12 protein-coding genes, 1 tRNA gene and 1 pseudogene are annotated in these 18,427 nt (G+C 38.7%); 11 read left to right on the forward strand and 3 right to left on the reverse strand.

Annotated elements, in window-relative coordinates:
• Positions 1-201 precede the first annotated feature (201 nt).
• Positions 202-3,939, reverse strand: coding sequence for a phosphoribosylformylglycinamidine synthase (gene purL, locus OQZ33_RS11285; protein WP_265799290.1), 3,738 nt, complete (start codon positions 3,937-3,939; stop codon positions 202-204).
• Positions 3,940-4,080: 141 nt separating this feature from the next.
• Here purL and OQZ33_RS11290 point away from each other — a divergent pair, with 141 nt between their 5' ends.
• From OQZ33_RS11290 to fbp, 4 genes are all read left to right on the forward strand, one after another.
• Positions 4,081-4,464: a VOC family protein gene (locus tag OQZ33_RS11290; RefSeq protein ID WP_265799131.1), complete on the forward strand. Its 384-nt coding sequence runs from the start codon at positions 4,081-4,083 to the stop codon at positions 4,462-4,464.
• 63 nt (positions 4,465-4,527) lie between these two features.
• Entirely contained in the window at positions 4,528-5,229 is a 702-nt protein-coding gene (locus OQZ33_RS11295; protein ID WP_265799132.1) for a tRNA1(Val) (adenine(37)-N6)-methyltransferase, read from the forward strand.
• A 183-nt stretch (positions 5,230-5,412) separates the two neighbouring features.
• Complete coding sequence (locus tag OQZ33_RS11300) at positions 5,413-5,904, forward strand: metallophosphoesterase family protein (protein WP_265799133.1); 492 nt, start codon at positions 5,413-5,415, stop codon at positions 5,902-5,904.
• Between the two features lie 19 nt (positions 5,905-5,923).
• Positions 5,924-7,003, forward strand: a complete 1,080-nt coding sequence (fbp, locus tag OQZ33_RS11305) for a class 1 fructose-bisphosphatase (protein WP_265799134.1) — start codon at positions 5,924-5,926, stop codon at positions 7,001-7,003.
• A gap of 16 nt (positions 7,004-7,019) precedes the next feature.
• Here the strand turns inward: fbp and rnhA are convergent, their stop codons facing one another.
• A complete protein-coding gene (rnhA, locus tag OQZ33_RS11310; RefSeq protein WP_265799135.1) occupies positions 7,020-7,493 on the reverse strand; it encodes a ribonuclease HI in 474 nt (157 codons plus the stop codon).
• Positions 7,494-7,669: 176 nt separating this feature from the next.
• Between rnhA and OQZ33_RS11315 the strand changes: the two genes are divergently transcribed.
• Positions 7,670-7,743, forward strand: a tRNA-His gene (locus tag OQZ33_RS11315).
• 568 nt (positions 7,744-8,311) lie between these two features.
• On the opposite strand, the pseudogene OQZ33_RS24305 reads toward OQZ33_RS11315, so the two are convergent.
• Positions 8,312-9,265, reverse strand: a pseudogene (locus OQZ33_RS24305) (recombinase family protein); the annotation flags it as partial.
• A 526-nt stretch (positions 9,266-9,791) separates the two neighbouring features.
• On the opposite strand from OQZ33_RS24305, the gene OQZ33_RS11325 reads away from it, so the two are divergent.
• From OQZ33_RS11325 to OQZ33_RS11350, 6 genes are all read left to right on the forward strand, one after another.
• Positions 9,792-9,944, forward strand: coding sequence for a hypothetical protein (locus OQZ33_RS11325; protein WP_265799136.1), 153 nt, complete (start codon positions 9,792-9,794; stop codon positions 9,942-9,944).
• A 269-nt stretch (positions 9,945-10,213) separates the two neighbouring features.
• Complete coding sequence (locus tag OQZ33_RS11330) at positions 10,214-13,276, forward strand: SusC/RagA family TonB-linked outer membrane protein (RefSeq protein ID WP_265799137.1); 3,063 nt, start codon at positions 10,214-10,216, stop codon at positions 13,274-13,276.
• Positions 13,277-13,286: 10 nt separating this feature from the next.
• The gene (locus OQZ33_RS11335) at positions 13,287-14,801 is read left to right on the forward strand and encodes a RagB/SusD family nutrient uptake outer membrane protein (RefSeq protein ID WP_265799138.1); all 1,515 of its coding nucleotides are present in this window, start codon (positions 13,287-13,289) and stop codon (positions 14,799-14,801) included.
• Positions 14,802-14,811: 10 nt separating this feature from the next.
• Complete coding sequence (locus tag OQZ33_RS11340) at positions 14,812-15,744, forward strand: hypothetical protein (RefSeq protein ID WP_265799139.1); 933 nt, start codon at positions 14,812-14,814, stop codon at positions 15,742-15,744.
• 69 nt (positions 15,745-15,813) lie between these two features.
• Positions 15,814-16,872 carry a glycosyl hydrolase gene (locus OQZ33_RS11345; RefSeq protein WP_265799140.1) on the forward strand — a complete coding sequence of 353 codons (1,059 nt, stop codon included), beginning with the start codon at positions 15,814-15,816 and terminating at the stop codon, positions 16,870-16,872.
• An 82-nt stretch (positions 16,873-16,954) separates the two neighbouring features.
• Positions 16,955-18,364, forward strand: a complete 1,410-nt coding sequence (locus OQZ33_RS11350; protein WP_265799141.1) for an MFS transporter — start codon at positions 16,955-16,957, stop codon at positions 18,362-18,364.
• The last annotated feature ends 63 nt before the right edge of the window (positions 18,365-18,427 follow it).

The following is an 18,427-nucleotide window of genomic DNA, read 5'->3' on the forward strand; positions in this document are numbered from 1 at the left end:
AGGTGTGATGGATGATTGGTTAAAGGCCTGGATGAAAATCCAGGTCTTTGTTCTGTATAAATACTGCGTTTAAAGATTTACTTTCGCTTTACGATTCCCGCCTTCGCGGGAATGACGAACAAAATAGCCGTATCAAAATAGCATAAACGCAAAAAGCTTGAGTAAAACCCAAGCTTTTTGTATAAATAAATATGGCTAACCCTATGCCTTTTCTTCAATCCATTTTCTGGCATTTACGAAAGCTTCCATCCATGGCGAAACCTCGTCTTTTCTGCCAGCCGGATAGTTTGCCCAATGCCATTGGAATAAAGAACGTTCAATGTGTGGCATCATCACCAAATGGCGACCTGTCTCATCACACATCATCGCGGTGTTATAATCCGAACCGTTGGGGCTTGCCGGATACGTTTCGTAAGCATATTTAGCTACAATTTTATATTTTTCTTCTGCATATGGTAAAGAGAATCTTCCTTCGCCATGCGATACCCAAACGCCTAAGGTGCTGCCGGCCAAAGTTGATAACATCACCGAATTGTTTTCTTGTAACGTTAATGAAGTGAAAATACTTTCGTGTTTGCCACTTTTGTTGTGCAACATTTTTGGCTTGTCTTCATGATCTTTGTTAATTAAACCAAGCTCTACAAATAATTGGCAACCATTGCAAATACCAACAGATAAAGTATCAGGGCGGGCGAAAAATTTCTCCAGTGCTACTCTCGCTTTTTCATTGTATAAAAATGCGCCTGCCCAGCCTTTTGCCGATCCTAAAACATCAGAGTTAGAGAAACCACCAACGGCACCAATAAACTGAATATCTTCTAATGTTTCCCTGCCAGTAATTAAATCCGTCATGTGCACATCTTTTACATCAAAACCAGCTAAATACATTGCATTGGCTAATTCACGCTCAGAATTACTTCCTTTTTCGCGGATAATCGCCGCTTTTGGACGAGGTTTAGAGGAATCAATTACCGGTTTCTTTCCATCAAACTGTAATGGAAAACTGTATTTTAAAACGTGATTTTTATAATTATCATAACGTTCTTTCGCTAATCCATTTCCTGTCTGCTTGCTATCTAATAAGTAAGATGTTTTAAACCAAACATCACGTAGATGATCAATATCAAAACTGAAACTATCAGCTTTATTTTTTACTTCCAGCGTAGCTGATGAATTCACTTCCCCGATTTTATGGAAAGTTACACCGGCGGTTGTTAAAGTGCTTTCTACTGATGAATCCGCTTGAAAAACAATCGCGATATTTTCCGCAAATAGTAACTTGATAATATCTTGCTCGTTTAAGGCAGTTAAATCAATTGATGCACCTAAATCGCGATCTGCAAAACACATTTCCAGTAAGGTAGTAATTAAACCACCGCTGCCAATATCATGTCCGGATTGCACTTTACATTCTTTAATTAGCTGTTGAATGGCGTTAAATGCTTTTGAGAATTGACCCGCATCTTTGATATCTGGTGTTTCAGTGCCGATTTTGTTTAATATCTGTGCGAAGGATGACCCACCAAGTTTATAGGTATCATTAGAAAGGTTGATATAATAAATTGAACCGCCATCTTTTTGAAGTACTGGCTCCACCACTTTAGTAATATCATCGCAGTTTGCGCCTGCAGAAATAATTACTGTTCCTGGTGCAATTACATCACCATCCTTGTATTTCTGTTTCATTGAAAGTGAATCTTTCCCTGTCGGGATGTTGATTCCTAAATCAATAGCAAATTCCGAACATGCCTTAACGGCAGCATATAAACGGGCATCCTCACCTTCATTTTTACAGGCCCACATCCAGTTGGCAGAAAGCGAAACGCTTTTTAAACCATCTTTTAATGGAGCCCAAACGATGTTTGATAGTGATTCTGCGATCGCATTGCGACTACCAGCAGCCGGATCAATTAAAGCCGAAAGTGGAGCATGACCAACCGAAGTTGCAATTCCTTCCTTGCCCTGAAAATCCAATGCCATTACCCCGCAGTTGTTTAAAGGCAATTGTAATGGACCTGCAGTTTGTTGTTTTGCTACGCGGCCACCCACACAACGGTCAACTTTGTTGGTTAACCAATCTTTCGATGCCACAGCCTCCAATTGTAAAACTTGCTCTAAATAAGTGTTCAGTTCCGCTTTTTGATAACTTAGATATTCATATTTACGGTCGATCGTTTGATCTTCCATTACAATTTTCGGGGAGCTGCCAAACATATCCTTAAGCTTAAAATCCATTGGTTTAGCACCTGTGGTTTCCGATTTAAAAGTAAAGCGATGATCGCCAGTTACTTTTCCAACGTTGTACATTGGAGAGCGTTCGCGATCGGCAATTTTCTGTAAAGTTTCAATATGTTCGTTGCCGATTACCAATCCCATTCTTTCCTGAGATTCGTTGCCGATAATTTCTTTAGCAGATAGGGTAGGGTCGCCAACAGGTAATTTATCAAGATTGATCAAACCACCTGTTTCTTCCACCAATTCTGATAAACAGTTTAAGTGTCCGCCTGCACCGTGATCGTGAATAGAAACAATGAAATTCTCTTCGCTTTCTACCATGCCACGTACAGCGTTTGCAGCACGTTTTTGCATTTCCGGGTTGGAACGTTGAATGGCGTTTAATTCGATGCCTGATCCATGCTGGCCGGTATCAGCTGATGATACGGCTGCACCACCCATTCCAATTCTATAATTTTCACCACCGAGAACAACAATGTTATCTCCTTCCTGTGGTTTTTGTTTTTGTGCCTGACTAGCCTTGCCATAACCGATACCACCGGCAAGCATGATTACTTTATCGAAACCTAATTTGCGTGAATCTTCTTCATGCTCGAAAGTTAAAACCGAGCCAGTAATAAGTGGCTGACCGAATTTGTTTCCAAAATCTGTCGCACCATTTGATGCTTTGATCAGAATGTCCATCGGCGTTTGATACAGCCACTGTCTTTCTTCAACACCATTTTCCCAGGGACGATTTGCTTCCAAACGCGAAAGCGCTGTCATGTAAACCGCAGTTCCGGCTAGAGGTAATGAGCCTTGTCCGCCAGCTAAACGATCTCTGATTTCGCCACCAGAACCTGTTGCAGCACCATTAAAAGGCTCTACAGTTGTAGGGAAATTGTGCGTTTCGGCTTTTAGAGATATTACCGAATCAAAATTACTTGTAGCGTAATAATCAGGGACATCAGCACGTTTAGGTGCAAATTGTTGCACTCTCGGCCCTTTGATAAAAGCCACGTTATCTTTATATGCAGAAACAATATCGTTAGGATTTTCTTCCGAAGTTTTGCGAATCAACTTAAAAAGTGAAGTTGGTTGTTCTACACCATCAATTACAAATTTACCGTTGAAAATTTTGTGGCGGCAATGTTCCGAATTCACCTGCGAGAAACCGAAAACCTCTGAATCAGTAAGTGGTCGTTCCAGGTTTTTTGCCAGATTATTTAGGTATTCAACTTCCTCATCACTTAATGATAAACCTTCTTGTTTGTTGTAAGCAGCAATATCAGTGATTTCTAAAATAGGTTCAGGTTTGATATTGATGGTATAAATGTTTTGATCAAGTTTGTCGTATTTCTGGGAAAGCATGGGGTCGTAATCAGAAAAATCTTCAGCAACTGCTTTAAATTCTTCTATACGGATGATGCCTTGAATATCCATATTTTGAGTAATCTCAACAGCATTGGTACTCCAAGGTGTAATCATTGCAGCTCTTGGTCCAACGAAAAAGCCGCTTAAAGCTGCATCTTGCGAAATTTTGGCGCCGCCAAATAACCATTCAAGTTTAGTAATATCATCTGGGGAAAGCGCTTTATCTGTTTGAAGTACAAAAATCGCTTGCGATTGACTAAGGAAGAAATGAATCATGCTTTTTTTTTGAAAGTGCAAAAATAGCTTTTTTAAATTTAATGAGTGAAGGAATGAAGGGTTGAATGAGAGAATTTTGGACGGTTAAATGTAAAATAATTATAGTTGCTAAAACTGCGAATCATTTAGAGCGCCTGAGCTATTTAAATTTCAATCATTTTCTGCAACTTTGCTACATTCTGTCATTCAAAATTCACTCATTCTACACCACTTCAAATGTTCAACCGAATTCATCACATTGCTATTATTTGTTCTGATTACGAAAAATCAAAAGACTTTTATGTAAACAAACTGGGTTTTACCATTCTGGCTGAGGTTTATCGGGCGGAACGAAAATCTTACAAATTAGATCTAGCGGTAAACGGCTTTTATCAAATTGAGCTTTTTTCTTTTGAAAATCCGCCCGCTCGTCCTTCCGGACCAGAAGCTCAAGGTTTACGGCACCTGGCTTTTGAAGTGGATAATATTAAACTAGAAACTGGAAGATTGAGTGATCAAGGTATTGTTAGCGAAGCTATCCGGATTGATGAATTTACGGGTAAAAGATTTACCTTTTTTGCGGATCCAGATGGCTTGCCTTTAGAATTGTACGAGGCTTAACTAGAAGCACCTCATTGTTTATTTTTTTGTAGGGGTCAATCGCTAAAGGAGTAATATTCTACCATGAGCATTTTTAAATTCAAACAATTCGAAGTAGATCAAACGGGCTGTGCTATGCGAATCAATACCGATGGGGTTCTGGTTGCTGCGAAGGCTAATCATAACAGGCCAGAAAAAATATTAGATATAGGAGCAGGCACAGGTGTGATCGCGATGATGCTAGCTCAGCGCTTCACAGAAGCTGATGTTTATGCTGTAGAAATCGATTTGCAAGCTGCTGAAACCGCTGAAAAAAATTTTAAAAACTCCATATTTAACAGTCGATTGTATCTTGATCATGTAGCCATTGAAGAATATCAAAGTAGCGAAAAATTCGACCTGATTGTGTCTAATCCACCCTTTTTTGTTAATGATTTGAAAAATGAGGAGGTAAGGAAAGGAATGGCAAGACACGCAAGCGATAATTTTTTTAGGTTATTGGTCGAAAAATCAAGTCAGCTTTTAGATGCCAAGGGCTCTCTGTGGTTAATTCTTCCTTTGAAACAGGCAGAAGAGGTGATCGTTGAGGCCATGAAATACCAGATGAAACTCAAAACCCGAATTAATATTTGCTCTGATAGAGACAAATTGCCATTTAGGCAAATCATATGTTTAAGTAAGGAAGGCGATTTGCTTCATGAAAGCAATTTTTACATTTACGAATCGCGAGGAAGTCACACCCTGGAATATCAGAGATTACTTAAAGATTTTTTCCTGGCATTTTGATGTCATTTAATGATAATATCGTACAAAAGAAATAAGTCGATGACGAGAGATATCTGTGTCAAAAAATAAAATTCAAATTTGTTGTTTAATAGATTGCGGAAATAAAATTTAGGCTGAATTTTTAAAAATCTTCAATAGATATGAGCAAAAGTTTACACACTGCTTTACAATTTACTTTATATAATGAAAAAGATCGGTTTAATTTCTGATACACATGGATTTTTAGATGACGCGGTATTTAAGCACTTTGATCAGGTGGATGAAATATGGCATGCTGGCGATTTTGGTTCTCATGTCGCAACAGAACTGTCTTCGTTTAAACCGCTTCGTGGTGTATTTGGCAATATAGATGATGCTGTGATCCGGAATGAATTTCCGGAACATAATAGGTTTCAGTGCGAACAGGTAGATGTGTGGATGACACATATCGGCGGTTATCCCGGACGTTACTCTACCTTTGTTAAGCCAGAGATATACACTAACCCGCCAAAATTATTTATTACCGGCCACTCACATATATTAAAAGTGATGTTAGATGGAAAGATCAAATGTTTGCATATTAACCCAGGTGCAGCGGGAAAGCACGGTTGGCATAAAGTGAGAACATTGGTTCGTTTTTGCATAACTGACGAAAATATTCATACCTTAGAGGTTATAGAGTTATCAGGTAGATAATGTAAAATTTACACTAAGTATGGTTTGCGGCGTGAAAACATTAGGACAATTTATTATAGAAAAACAAGCAGATTTCCCTTATGCCAAAGGTGAACTTTCGAGGTTATTAAGGGACATTGCGATTGCTGCAAAAATTGTAAATCGAGAGATTAACAAAGCTGGTTTGGTTGACATGATCGGTCACGTAGGAACAACAAACATTCAGGGCGAAAAGCAAAAAAAGCTTGATGTTTATGCTGATCAACAATTTATTGCTGCACTAACCAGTGGAGGTGAGTGTTGTATTATCGCCAGTGAAGAAGAAGAGGAAATCATTCATATCGAATCTCCCGTTTCACAAAATGCAAAGTATATTGTTTGTATCGATCCAATGGACGGTTCGTCAAATACGGATGTTAATGTTGCGGTAGGAACCGTTTTTTCTATTTATCGCAGGAAATCTTTAGAAGGAAGAGCTGGTATTGATGATGTTTTACAAAAGGGTACTGAGCAGGTAGCAGCCGGATACATTATTTATGGATCATCTACTATGTTGGTTTACACCACGGGTAAGGGGGTTAATGGTTTTACATTAGATCCATCGATTGGAGAGTTTTGTTTGTCACATCCGGATATGAAAATTCCGGAAACTGGTGTAACTTATTCCATTAATGAAGGAAATTATGTTCACTTTCCTGAAGGGGTAAAAAAATACATTAAATATTGTCAGGTAGAAGATGAAGCTTCTGATCGTCCGTATACTTCAAGATATATTGGTTCTATGGTTGGAGACATCCACAGAAGTTTAATAAACGGAGGGATTTACATTTATCCAACAACAGCTCGTTCACCGGAAGGGAAGTTGCGCTTACTTTACGAATGTAACCCAATGGCCTTTATTATCGAGCAGGCTGGGGGAAAGGCGAGTACCGGTTTTGAGCGAATACTGGATATACAGCCTACAGAAGTGCACCAACGTGTGCCGGTATTTATCGGATCGGTAAAAATGGTAGAGAAAGCAGAGGAAATGATGTTAATTTATGCCGATAAAACTACAACTCCTCATACACAGGTGGAAGCCAAATTGGAGGATATGGGTGTTGTAGGTGGAATAGATTAATTTTTCCGTGTGCTGTTTAGAGAAGCGTTGCTTTCTTTCGTTCTGCTTCGAAAAAAGTATCAATGGCTAAGTTTTGTTTGTCTTGAGAAGCAAAAACCGCTAATCTGTCACAGCGTTCATTTTCTGGATGATCGTTGTGGCCTTTTATCCAAATGAATTTTACTTTATGAAGTTTGTATAATTCGAGAAATCGAATCCACAGATCTTTGTTTTTTTTGTCTTTGAAGTTTTTAGTTACCCAGCCAAAAACCCATTTTTTTTCCACTGCATCCACCACATATTTCGAATCGGAGTAAACGGTCACTTCCTGGTTAAGGCTTTTTAACGCTTCTAAGCCCTTAATAACGGCAAGTAATTCCATGCGGTTATTTGTAGTCATGCGGTAACCACCACTTAACTCCTTATAATGTTTGCCTGCCCGTAATATGGTGCCGTAACCCCCAGGTCCTGGGTTTCCACTTGCTGCTCCGTCTGTATAAATTTCGATCATAAAGACTGTAAAGTTATGTTTTTGGTTTTGAAAAGTGCTGTTTAGTTCAAGATTGAAAAAAATATTTCGTTTCAAATAATTGAATAATAACTAATTAAAAATTTGTTGTTAAATCTTTGAAAAAAATATTTGCAAGGAATATTAAAAGTCGTACTTTTGTGACACTAAAAAACACGGTGGCTGTAGCTCAGTTGGTTAGAGTATTGGTTTGTGGTGCCGAGGGTCGTGGGTTCGAGCCCCATCAGCCACCCCCAGTGGGACGAGGTCTTTTCAGAAGATTTTCGTCCCATTTTTTTTGCTTCTAACTCCTTGTTTTTCAAGTAGATATGTTCAGCGATTTCATTTAGCTGAGGTGTTCGATATCGGTCTCCATTGTATTCCATTTTTCCAGGAAAAAGACAACTAATCAGGTATCTTTTGCCTTCAACACTCGAATTTTCGTAGAATAGATCCAAGTTCATCAGGTTATCGATTGCTTTCTCTGCAATAGGCCTGATATTAAGGACTGCCTTATTCTTGCTGTTTATTTCGGTAAGCTTGGCTTCCAATATTGCTATTTTTTCATTGCATTCGATTTTGATTGCCCTAAAGTCTACAGCTTCTATCTCGTTGTCCAATAATAAATCCCTCGCCCTTTCCAGCCTCTTATTTAACTCTTGGATTTGCTTTATGTATAGTTTTCGTTCATCCAAAATAGAACCCACCTGATTCTGATAGGCGTCCTCTATCGTTTCTGCAAATATTTCATGATAGCCGTTTTTTGGCAGATAGCTCAGCAATTCTATAATAAATGATTCGTTTACCTGTTCCGAACGAAATCTTATTCCACAGGCAGAGGTGCAGTGATAATAGGTGAAGTGTCGTCTTTTTCCTTTCGAAGAGCTTCCGCTAAGCGAACGGTGGCATTTAGGACATTTTAAAAATCCTCGCAATACCAATGATTCTGGCGTAGCTATTGGCTGGCCAAGTTCTTTTTTTCTGCCATCAAGGATCTCTTGTACATTAAAAAAAGTCGTTTCCGATATTATCGCTTCGTGCAATCCCTGGGCTAGGAATGCGTCTTCATTTTTGTACTTGGGCACAATGACCTTTCCACAATAAATAGGGTTCCTTATGATCGTATAAAAGTTATTTTTGCTGCATGTTAAACCTTTTTCTCTGGCAGAGTGTAAGATTTGTTCTCCAGAATATGTTCCTTCCGCCAATTGTTCAAAAATCCATTTCATTATTGATGCTTCAGGCTGCTTTAGTGCTATATATTTTTTTCCGGTCTCAGTAGTCCTGTTAATATATCCAAGAGGGGCTTTCCCTGTCCATCTGCCTTCTTTTTTTGCCTGTCTTATTCCGGCTTTTGTATTCAGTCCACGGCGGTCATTCTCAATTTCCGGAGTTGTGAGATAAACAGCCAGCATCATCTTGTTCTCCGGGACATTCAAGTCCAATGGTTGTTCGATTGCCTGTGGTTCAACGCCCAATTTGTTGAGCATTGCAATAGTTTGGTAGGCATCACTGGTATTTCGACTGAATCTGTCCCATTTTGTAAATAGCAAAAGGTCTGTTTTACCCTTATGTTTTTTCAAATGTATAACCAGTTTCTTCCATGCCGGGCGATTGAAAGTTTTCGCTGAAAAGTCCTCAATTACAATCTGTCTTACTTTTATGCCATTAAGCTCACAATATTTTTTTAGAACTTCTTCTTGGCTCCTTAAAGAATATCCTTTTTCAGCCTGTTCGTCTGTACTCACTCTAACATATAGATCAGCTATTTTCATGGTTTTTTGCTTTTTTTTCGTGTCTTACAAGGCGCTTTCGATTAGCGGTAATGTATCGCTCGGGTGGATTTTTGAGCGTTTCGGTCATTGACAAGTTACTCAATTTATATACAAGATCCAGCACTTTTTCAGCTATTTCTACACTAACTACTGTACCATGACTGCTAAGTATTTTAACAAGCCTTTCGGGCTTCATTGATCTTTTTTCTAGGAATTTATAATAGTCCATATTCTTGCCTTTTTACAAGAGTCCTGGATTTATCTGGAATAGATTGGTAATCTTCAACAGGATAACCACAGTTTTTTCGCCAGTTGAATTCTGCTCTGATGTCAATATCTGTATAAGTTTCATGCTGTCATTGAGTCGCAATGGCATTTTCATAGCCTTAAGTTTTTTCTAATGCAAAGCTATAGCAGACCTTTTTCAATCAGTCAAGGGTATATAAACGGCTAACGCCGCCCTTGACTGATAGATAGTCTGCTGAATAGCCTGGCATTAAAAACTTAATTTTACAAACAGGGTGATATGGATTGGAAAGAAATAGCTTTGGATATGAACTTAAATGGAATGTCCCTTGAACAATGGGACAGGAGCCCGAGGCCAGGGTTACACTATAAAGGTGATACCGCAGAAGATGCTCAATTTTCAAATTTTTCGCTGATATATGGACTAAAATAAGTTTCAGAATTTTACCAAAAGTTTTACAAGTGTTTGGGAATTTCGATGAAATGTATTATTGAGGAAAAGGGTAAAATAAAATTCAAATATCTAAAATTGCTAAGCTGGAAGACTTCATTGTAAGTAAGCCTATCGTAACGTACTCGCTCATCAATTATTAATACTATCAAATGTTAAAATAGTATTAATAGGATAATTCAATAAGGGTTAGTTTTGATTTATCAATTACTAATTAATTGGACAAATATTTATTAACCAAATTAAACTTTATGAGTAGAATTTTTTACATCGCATTAACTTGCTTTCTCTTTGTGTTAATAAGCGCTGATACAGTGTCTGCGCAACAAAGAACAATAAGAGGAAATGTAGTAGACGAAATTGCCAAGCCCTTGCCTGGCGTTATAATTTCTGTCAAAGGAGAAAACATACAAACCTCTTCTGATAATAATGGAAATTATACGATAACACTTTCTGGAAAAAGTAATATACTAGTTTTTAAAATGGTGGGCATGATAACCAAAGAAATTGCGGTTCTACCCACTGAAAACACTATTAGAACTAGCCTGCTACCGGATCTTAAAAATCTGGAGGAAGTTGTCGTTGTAGGTTATGGCACGGTTAGAAAGAGTGACCTCACAGGTTCTGTTTCGACTTTAAAAGGAAGTGATCTAAATCGCACGCCTTCGGCTTCAGTAGATCAACTTTTGCAGGGTAAAATACCTGGGGTGCAAGTTATATCCGGTTCAGGTCGACCAGGTGCAGGAGCCACTATACGTATTCGGGGAACAAGCTCACTAAACGGCTCAAATAGTCCTTTGATGGTTGTAGATGGTTTTCCTTGGGGTGATGCGGGTAATTTGAAGCAAATAAATCCTGATGATATTGAATCGATTGAGGTGTTGAAAGATGCTTCATCTGCAGCTATATATGGCTCGCGAGGTGCAAATGGTGTCATCCTGATTACAACAAAAAAAGGTAAGCTCGGGCAGTCTAACATTTCATTAAGTACACTTAATACGGTATCTGCTATGTCTGCCAAGCCTGACCTTTGGAGAGATGCTATTGATGAGGCAACTTTTGCTAATGAAGCAGCTTTAACAGGAGGTACCCCAGCAAACCAACTGCCATATCTTGGTGAGATACGTGGAGGAGTATATTTTCCTTCCATAGCAGAATTACGAGGCCTTGACCCTTCAAAGCCAAAGTGGCCACACAATACCGATTGGGTTGATTTGGTGTATCGTAAACCATTCTCTCAAAGTTATACACTCACTGCAGATGGTGGTAGTGAAAAGACTAAATATGCGATTTCAGGAAACTATTATAAGGAAGAAGGTTTGGTCATTAAAAATTTTTATGATCGCTTCGCTACTAGGTTAGACTTAGACCAAAAACTTACCGATGCAATTAATGTGGGTACTAACGTAATTCTTACCTATACGAAGAACAACGGTGTACAGGTTAATGCAGATCGCACAAGGGTTTTTCCAGTTTATGATGATAAGGGAAATTATTTCAGAACAAGTCCCACAGATTTTGGACACCCATTGGCAAATGCCAATGAGGTATTGAACACTAGTAAGACAATTGATGTACTGGGAACAGTTTATGCCAACGCCAAAATAACCAAATGGTTACAGTTCAGAACGCAACTAAGCTCAAAATATGGTAATTCAATAGGAGATGTATATGAGCCGTCAATTGTAACTTTTAGAGGATTTGAAAGCAATGGCTATGGTGCAATTAATAATTTCAACACCACTGAATTGCTGACTGAAAATTATCTGACCGCAAATAAAACCTTCGGGAAAGACCACAGCATTAACTTTGTCGCGGGTTACTCTTTCCAAAAATTTAATACAAGAACGAGTGACTTGATAGGAAATGGTTTTGTAAACGATAACATTCAAAACGAAAACTTAAGCACAGCAGCAAACAGGATTATTGCTAATGGACTCTCAAGATCAGAACTTGCATCATGGTTTGGAAGAGCTAATTATGTATTCAAAGATCGATATCTTTTCACTTTAACAGCAAGAGCTGATGGTTCAAGTAAATTCGGTTCCAATAACAAGTGGGGATATTTTCCATCTGGTGCAGTGGCATGGAAAGCCAACGAAGAAGAATTCATCAAATCACTTAATGTTTTCTCAGAACTTAAATTCAGAGTGAGCTATGGGCTTACGGGAAATCAGGGTATTAGCCCGTATCAAACATTGGACAGGTTTGGAACGGCAAGATACTTTACAGGTGATGGTTTTCAGACAGGGTTTGGTCCAGGTTTATCAGGTGCAAACAATGAACAGGGTTTAACAATTGTCGGAGGTCTAGGGAATAACAGCTTAAAATGGGAAACTACAACCTCATTAGACTTAGGTGTGGATATTGGCTTTATGGATCAAAGGTTTAGATTGACTATTGATTATTATAACAAAAATACCGATGATCTTCTAAGGTTGAGAACTATTGCTCCTTCATCAGGCTTTGATGAACAATGGATCAACGATGGTGAGATTAACAACAAAGGTATTGAGATTGGGCTTAATGCGGATATCATTAGAAAGAGTGAATTTTCTTGGAATGTTGGAGTTAACTTCACGCGCAATCGGAATAAGGTGATTAGCATGGGGGAAAAAAATAGGGTTGATGTGGGAACTCTCTATGAGTTGGTTAGACAAAGAATTCTAACCTACACGGTAGGTCAGCCGATGTTTGCTTATTATGGTTATAAATCTAATGGGATAATACAAACAGTTCAGGAGGGTATTGCTGCTGGCTTAACCGGAGCTGCTGCGCAACCAGGTGAAATAAAATATCTTGATATATCTGGACCAAATGGAACTCCTGATGGAGTTATTGATGGCAATGATAGAACCATTATCGGAAATCCAACCCCGGACTTTTTATATAGTTTTAATACAAACTTAAAATACAAAAGATTTGACCTTTCTGCTCAGTTTTACGGGATTTACGGTAATGATGTATTTGATTTTAGAAAGCTGACACCAAGCAGGCAGATCATGCGTTGGACACCGGATAATCCTAGTAATGAGATTCCAAGAGCAAATAATACAAGAGGTTTCCTAGCTTCTGATTTCTTCATCACGGATGGCTCTTTCTTGCGTATTCAAAACGTCACCCTGGGATATAATTTTAAGGCTAACCCTGTAAAGGGGATAAAAAGTTTAAGGGTATTCTTTTCTGGTAATAATCTTTACACCTTCACCAAGTTTAATCCAGGCTTTGATGCGGAACTTGGAGAAAATGGTGTTAATGAGGGTGCGTATCCAAGACCAAGAGCAATTTCACTAGGGTTAAATATTGGCTTTTAATTTTATAATCATGAACATAAAAAAATATATATACAGTGCATTTGTTTTTGCAACGGTTTTATCAAGCTGTCAGAAATTAGAAGAAAAGCCATATGGTTTAGTAAATACCAGCTCTTTTTATAAAACAGAAGCAGACGCAAATTCAGCATTAGCTTATGCTTATGCAATACTTCCCGAGGTTGGTTATTATTCCCGGGGTTATTACATTATTACTGAACTTCCTACAGAGAACTTAACGCAAAAAGGTGATGCAGGAGTCTCTAATTTTGAATTGGATGAGATCAGGACGACACCGACAAATGCGGATTTAGATAATTTGTGGACGTATTTATACCGAGGTATTGCGAGAGCCAATTCAGTGATCGCAAATGTCCCAAATGTCGAAGGTATCACCCCAGCTAACAAAAACCAAATTATTGGGGAAGGGTATTTTTTGAGAGCTTTGCACAATTTTAATTTAGTGCGGATGTTTGGAGCAGTTCCGTTAAGAACAGGGGTTATTGCTGATGCAGAGCAGGTTCCGATGGCTAAATCATCTCTCAGTGAGATATACAATCTCATAGAAAGTGATCTAAAGAACGCAGAAAGTTTAATGAGTATTGCTAAAAATAAAGAAGGTAGAGCGAACAAGGTTGCTGCTCAGGCTTTGCTAGCCAAAGTATACTTGCATTTAGCCTCTTCTAAAAGTTATAATTCCCCTGGATATGCTTTTGTAGATGATGCAGAAAAAAAGTATACAGATGCAAAGACTTATGCTGCTAAAGTGATTAATGACCAGTCTGTTTTTGGGTTCACCAATACACTGGTTGACATTTGGAATACAGCTCTATATAAGACAGCTGGAAGTGTTAACGAGCATATCTTTGATGCTGCTGTTGATCGGTTGGGTGTAAGAGAGGGTGAATATACCAAGTTACCAAACATGTTTCTCGGTTCTGATCGCCCCATGTCTATTCCCTATAACCCAAGTAACGCAACTAGTCCGATAATTAATATTGGACAAGGCTGGAATCACTTTAGGACAGAAGCCGGTCATTACAATAGTTATGCAAACACTGACAGGAGAAAAACAGATCTTATTGTGTCTTCCTATACTAATTCTGGTACTGTTTACAACCTCGACATCAATTCTGCTTCAAGGCCATTTTCCAGAAAATTTATAGACCCAGGACGTGATGCCGATAAAATGAATGCAAATTCTCCTATTATTCGCTACTCTGACATACTTCTTATTTATGCGGAGGCTGCTGGTCCAAGTGAAGGATATTCAGCAGTAAATCGGATAAGGGCTAGGGCTGGACTTGGTGACTTGCCGCCGTCTTTAAGTGTGAAAGCATTTCGTGATGCTGTAGTGCTGGAAAGGGCTTGGGAGCTTGCATTTGAGGGTAATCGTTTATTTGACCTACGCCGTACAAATGGTATGGAAAAAATGGCGCAGGATTACGGTAAAACAATTACCAGTGGAGCATATTTCTTTCCTATACCGCAGAGAGAATTAGATACTAATCCGTTAATGAAACCATAAATATTCTACAATGAAAAGGAACAATAAACTCGTGGTTGTAATATTAATGATTACAACAATTTTATTTAGTGCTTGCCAAAAAGACCCCTATGATGATGTTGTAAGCAATGAGCGCTCCATCGAAGCTGTGACCCTAGGAGATGGGTTGGCACAAATCGGACCTGCAGTCGTAGATAGACAGGCGGGGACCGTAGCAGTTAAAGTACTGGTTCAGGCAAACACAAATCTTTCAGCTGTGTCAGCCCAGATTCAAACATCTTATAAATCTGAAATAAAACCTTTATCTGGTGAAAAAGTAAATTTTGCAGCCAACAATAATAAATATAAATATACCATCACCTCAGAATCTGGAAAATCAAGAGAATGGACGGTTGAACTTATTCCATTTACAGAAACACTCCTTGGAACTTATACAATTCAAAAACAGGTTGTTTATGGAGGCACCGGGCCTGAATATGGCGGTGGTGAAGTTATAGATTTTTCAGCTAAGCCTTGGTTATGGTCAGCGACTACAGGTCCTTCATTGGAATTGGATAACAGGCTCACTTTTGAGTTCCAAGGCGTTACTGCTGAAGGAAAAACCTATGGTAAGGTTACCAATAGTGCAGGTGCAGACGGAAAGTATGCCGATTACGTATTCATAGGAAATCCTCAAACAGACGTAAACAATTTTTATAGAAAAATCCCTATTGGCGAAGGTAAGTGGGAACGAGATTATACAACTAACGTTGTGAAATTTACTTCATCGACCGGCATCGTTTCAGTCGCAACTTTCAGAGGTGCCGGTAGCTTGTCTCTTGGAAACAATAACAATAAAACTATAACAGATAGTTCTTTTGACTTTCCATTGGAAGGGGTGGATGACTACAGTAAGATATACTCCGATTACGACAAGGTTGTCAGAAAGCCGAGAAGATTTTGGGTCGATGTGAAAAAGCTATAAGTAACGGGTCAAGGTTAAGTATCATCTAGATCCGCTGGACGAAAAATATATCTTTAGAATTAAAAAATTATGAGAAAACAGATTATTAACGGATTAATGTTTCTAGCCATACTCATTTTTACTTCGTGTAAAGGTGGTGAGGATATAAATCCAGAGCCAAGTATTGACGGTGTCAAACCACCAGTTGGGGTATCAATTTCTCCTTTCAAAACAATTAATTACCTCAACGAGATTTCTGGAAATAAAACGGTGGCAGGCATGCACAACCGCGAACCGAATTCAGATCCAACCAGGTGGACCGAGGAAGTAAAAACGGTGACCGACAAATATCCTGCACTTTGGAGTGGAGATTTTCTTTTTCAGGCAGATAATATTAATAATCGTCAGATTATGATCGACCAAGCTGTTAACCAATGGAAAAAGGGAGCAATTATCAATATCATGTGGCACGCTTGCAATCCAGCCAATTCTCAGCCTTGTGGCTGGGATGATGGGAAAGGTGTAATGAGTTCACTAAGTGATGAGCAGTTCACACAACTAATTACGGATGGCACTGCGATAAATACCAAGTGGAAACAGATGATGGATGAGGTTTGTATTTATCTTCAGCAATTAGAGGATAAGGGTGTGGAAGTTTTATGGCGTCCCTTGCACGAGATGAACCAAGGGAAATTTTGGTGGGGGGGAAGGCCTGGAGCCAATGGTACTCGAAAACTTTATCAGCTTACACATGATTATATGACTAAAACAAAAGGTTTGTCAAATTTGATTTGGGTATGGAACATACAGGATTTTGGTAGTTTGTCAAGTGATGTAAATACTTATAATCCAGGTGATAATTATTTCGATGTGGTGTCAATGGACATGTATTTCTCTGATGGTTCAGGTTACACTGCAGCAAAGTATAAAACAATACTTGATATCGCCAAGGGCAAGCCAATTGCAATTGGAGAGTGCGAAAAATATCCTACTCCCCAACAGTTATTGGAGCAGCCTAAATGGACCTTCTTTATGGGATGGTCGGAGCTGGTATTTAAAGAACAGAGCAATACCCAGGCGCAGATTAAAGCATTACACAACGCGGTTAATGTGGTAACACTCGACGAAATGCCGGGTTGGAATAGATAAAATTCAGCGTTATTTATTTACTTTAAGCAATTCAGACCAGGAAAATCGTCAAGAATAAATCATAAAGAATTTAATAAAAAGAATGGATCAAAAATTAAAATTCAAAGAAAAAGTTGCTTACGGATTTGGGGATTTTGCCTCATCTATGTTTTGGAAAATTTTTTCGGTGTATCTCCTGTATTACTACACGGATGTTTTCGGAATATCAGCAGCTATAGTTGGTACGATGTTCCTGATCACCAGAATATGGGATACGGCCCTGGATCCAATTATTGGAATTATAGCTGACAGGACCAATACAAAATGGGGCAAGTTCAGACCTTATCTATTGTGGGTAGCTATCCCTTTTGGGATAGTCGGCGTACTTACTTTCACCACGCCAAATCTAAGTTTAACCGGGAAAGTAATTTATGCATACGTCACTTACACCCTTATGATGATGGTATATTCAGCAATCAATGTGCCATATGCCTCTCTAATGGGGGTTATGACATCAAACATCAAAGACCGAACTGCGCTTTCTACCTATAGATTTGTTTTCGCCTTTGCGGGTAGTATCCTGGTGTTGGCTACGGCAGAGCCCTTGGTAAGTTGGTTCAGCCAAACAGCATCAGGAATAGATGCACAAAGAGGGTGGTTCTTTACGATGGTTTTATATGCTTGCATTGCTGCTGTTTTCTTTTACTTCACATTTGCATGGACAAAAGAGAGAATAAGTCCACCAAAGGAACAGAAGTCATCTCTTAAAGATGATTTGAAAAATTTAGCTAAAAACAAACCTTGGTTCATTCTGCTGGGAGCTGGGGTTTCAACACTAATATTCAATTCCTTGAGAGATGGATCAGTCATTTATTATTTCAAATATTATTTTCAAAGCCAACAGGCCTTCGAGTTACCCATATTTAAAGTAGCCATTAACTACAGCACACTTTACTTGGTTTTAGGACAGGCGGCCAACATTGTTGGAGTGGTTTTGGCAAAACCAATCTCGGATAAAATTGGTAAGAAAAATACCTTTCTCTATGCAATGTTGATTGCTGCACTTTTGAGCTGTGTGTTCTATTTCTTCAAAGAAAACGATCTAATGTTAATTTTCACTTTTCAATTTTTGATTAGTATATGTGCTGGCTGTATTTTTCCACTACTATGGTCCATGTACGCTGATATTGCTGACTATTCTGAATGGAAAACAGGAAGACGCGCGACTGGGCTGATTTTTTCCTCGTCCTCCATGTCGCAAAAGTTGGGCTGGACACTTGGAGGAGCCCTGACCGGTTGGATGCTTGCGATTTATGGTTTTGAAGCAAATGTTTCTCAAACAATAGAGACACAAAGTGGCATCAGGATGATGTTAAGTTTTATACCCGCAACAGGTGCAGCACTCTCGGCAGTTTTCATTGGTTTTTACAAATTAAACGATTCATTAATGAATACAATATCCGGAGAACTGGAACAGAGAAGAACAAAAGATAAAATAGAGCAAGAAAATTAACAACTCGTTATCTATTTAAAATTTGATAACCAGTTAATTGAATAATAGTAGAGTGTATAGAAT

The organism is Pedobacter sp. MC2016-05 (assembly GCF_026239735.1).
GTDB lineage: Bacteria > Bacteroidota > Bacteroidia > Sphingobacteriales > Sphingobacteriaceae > Pedobacter.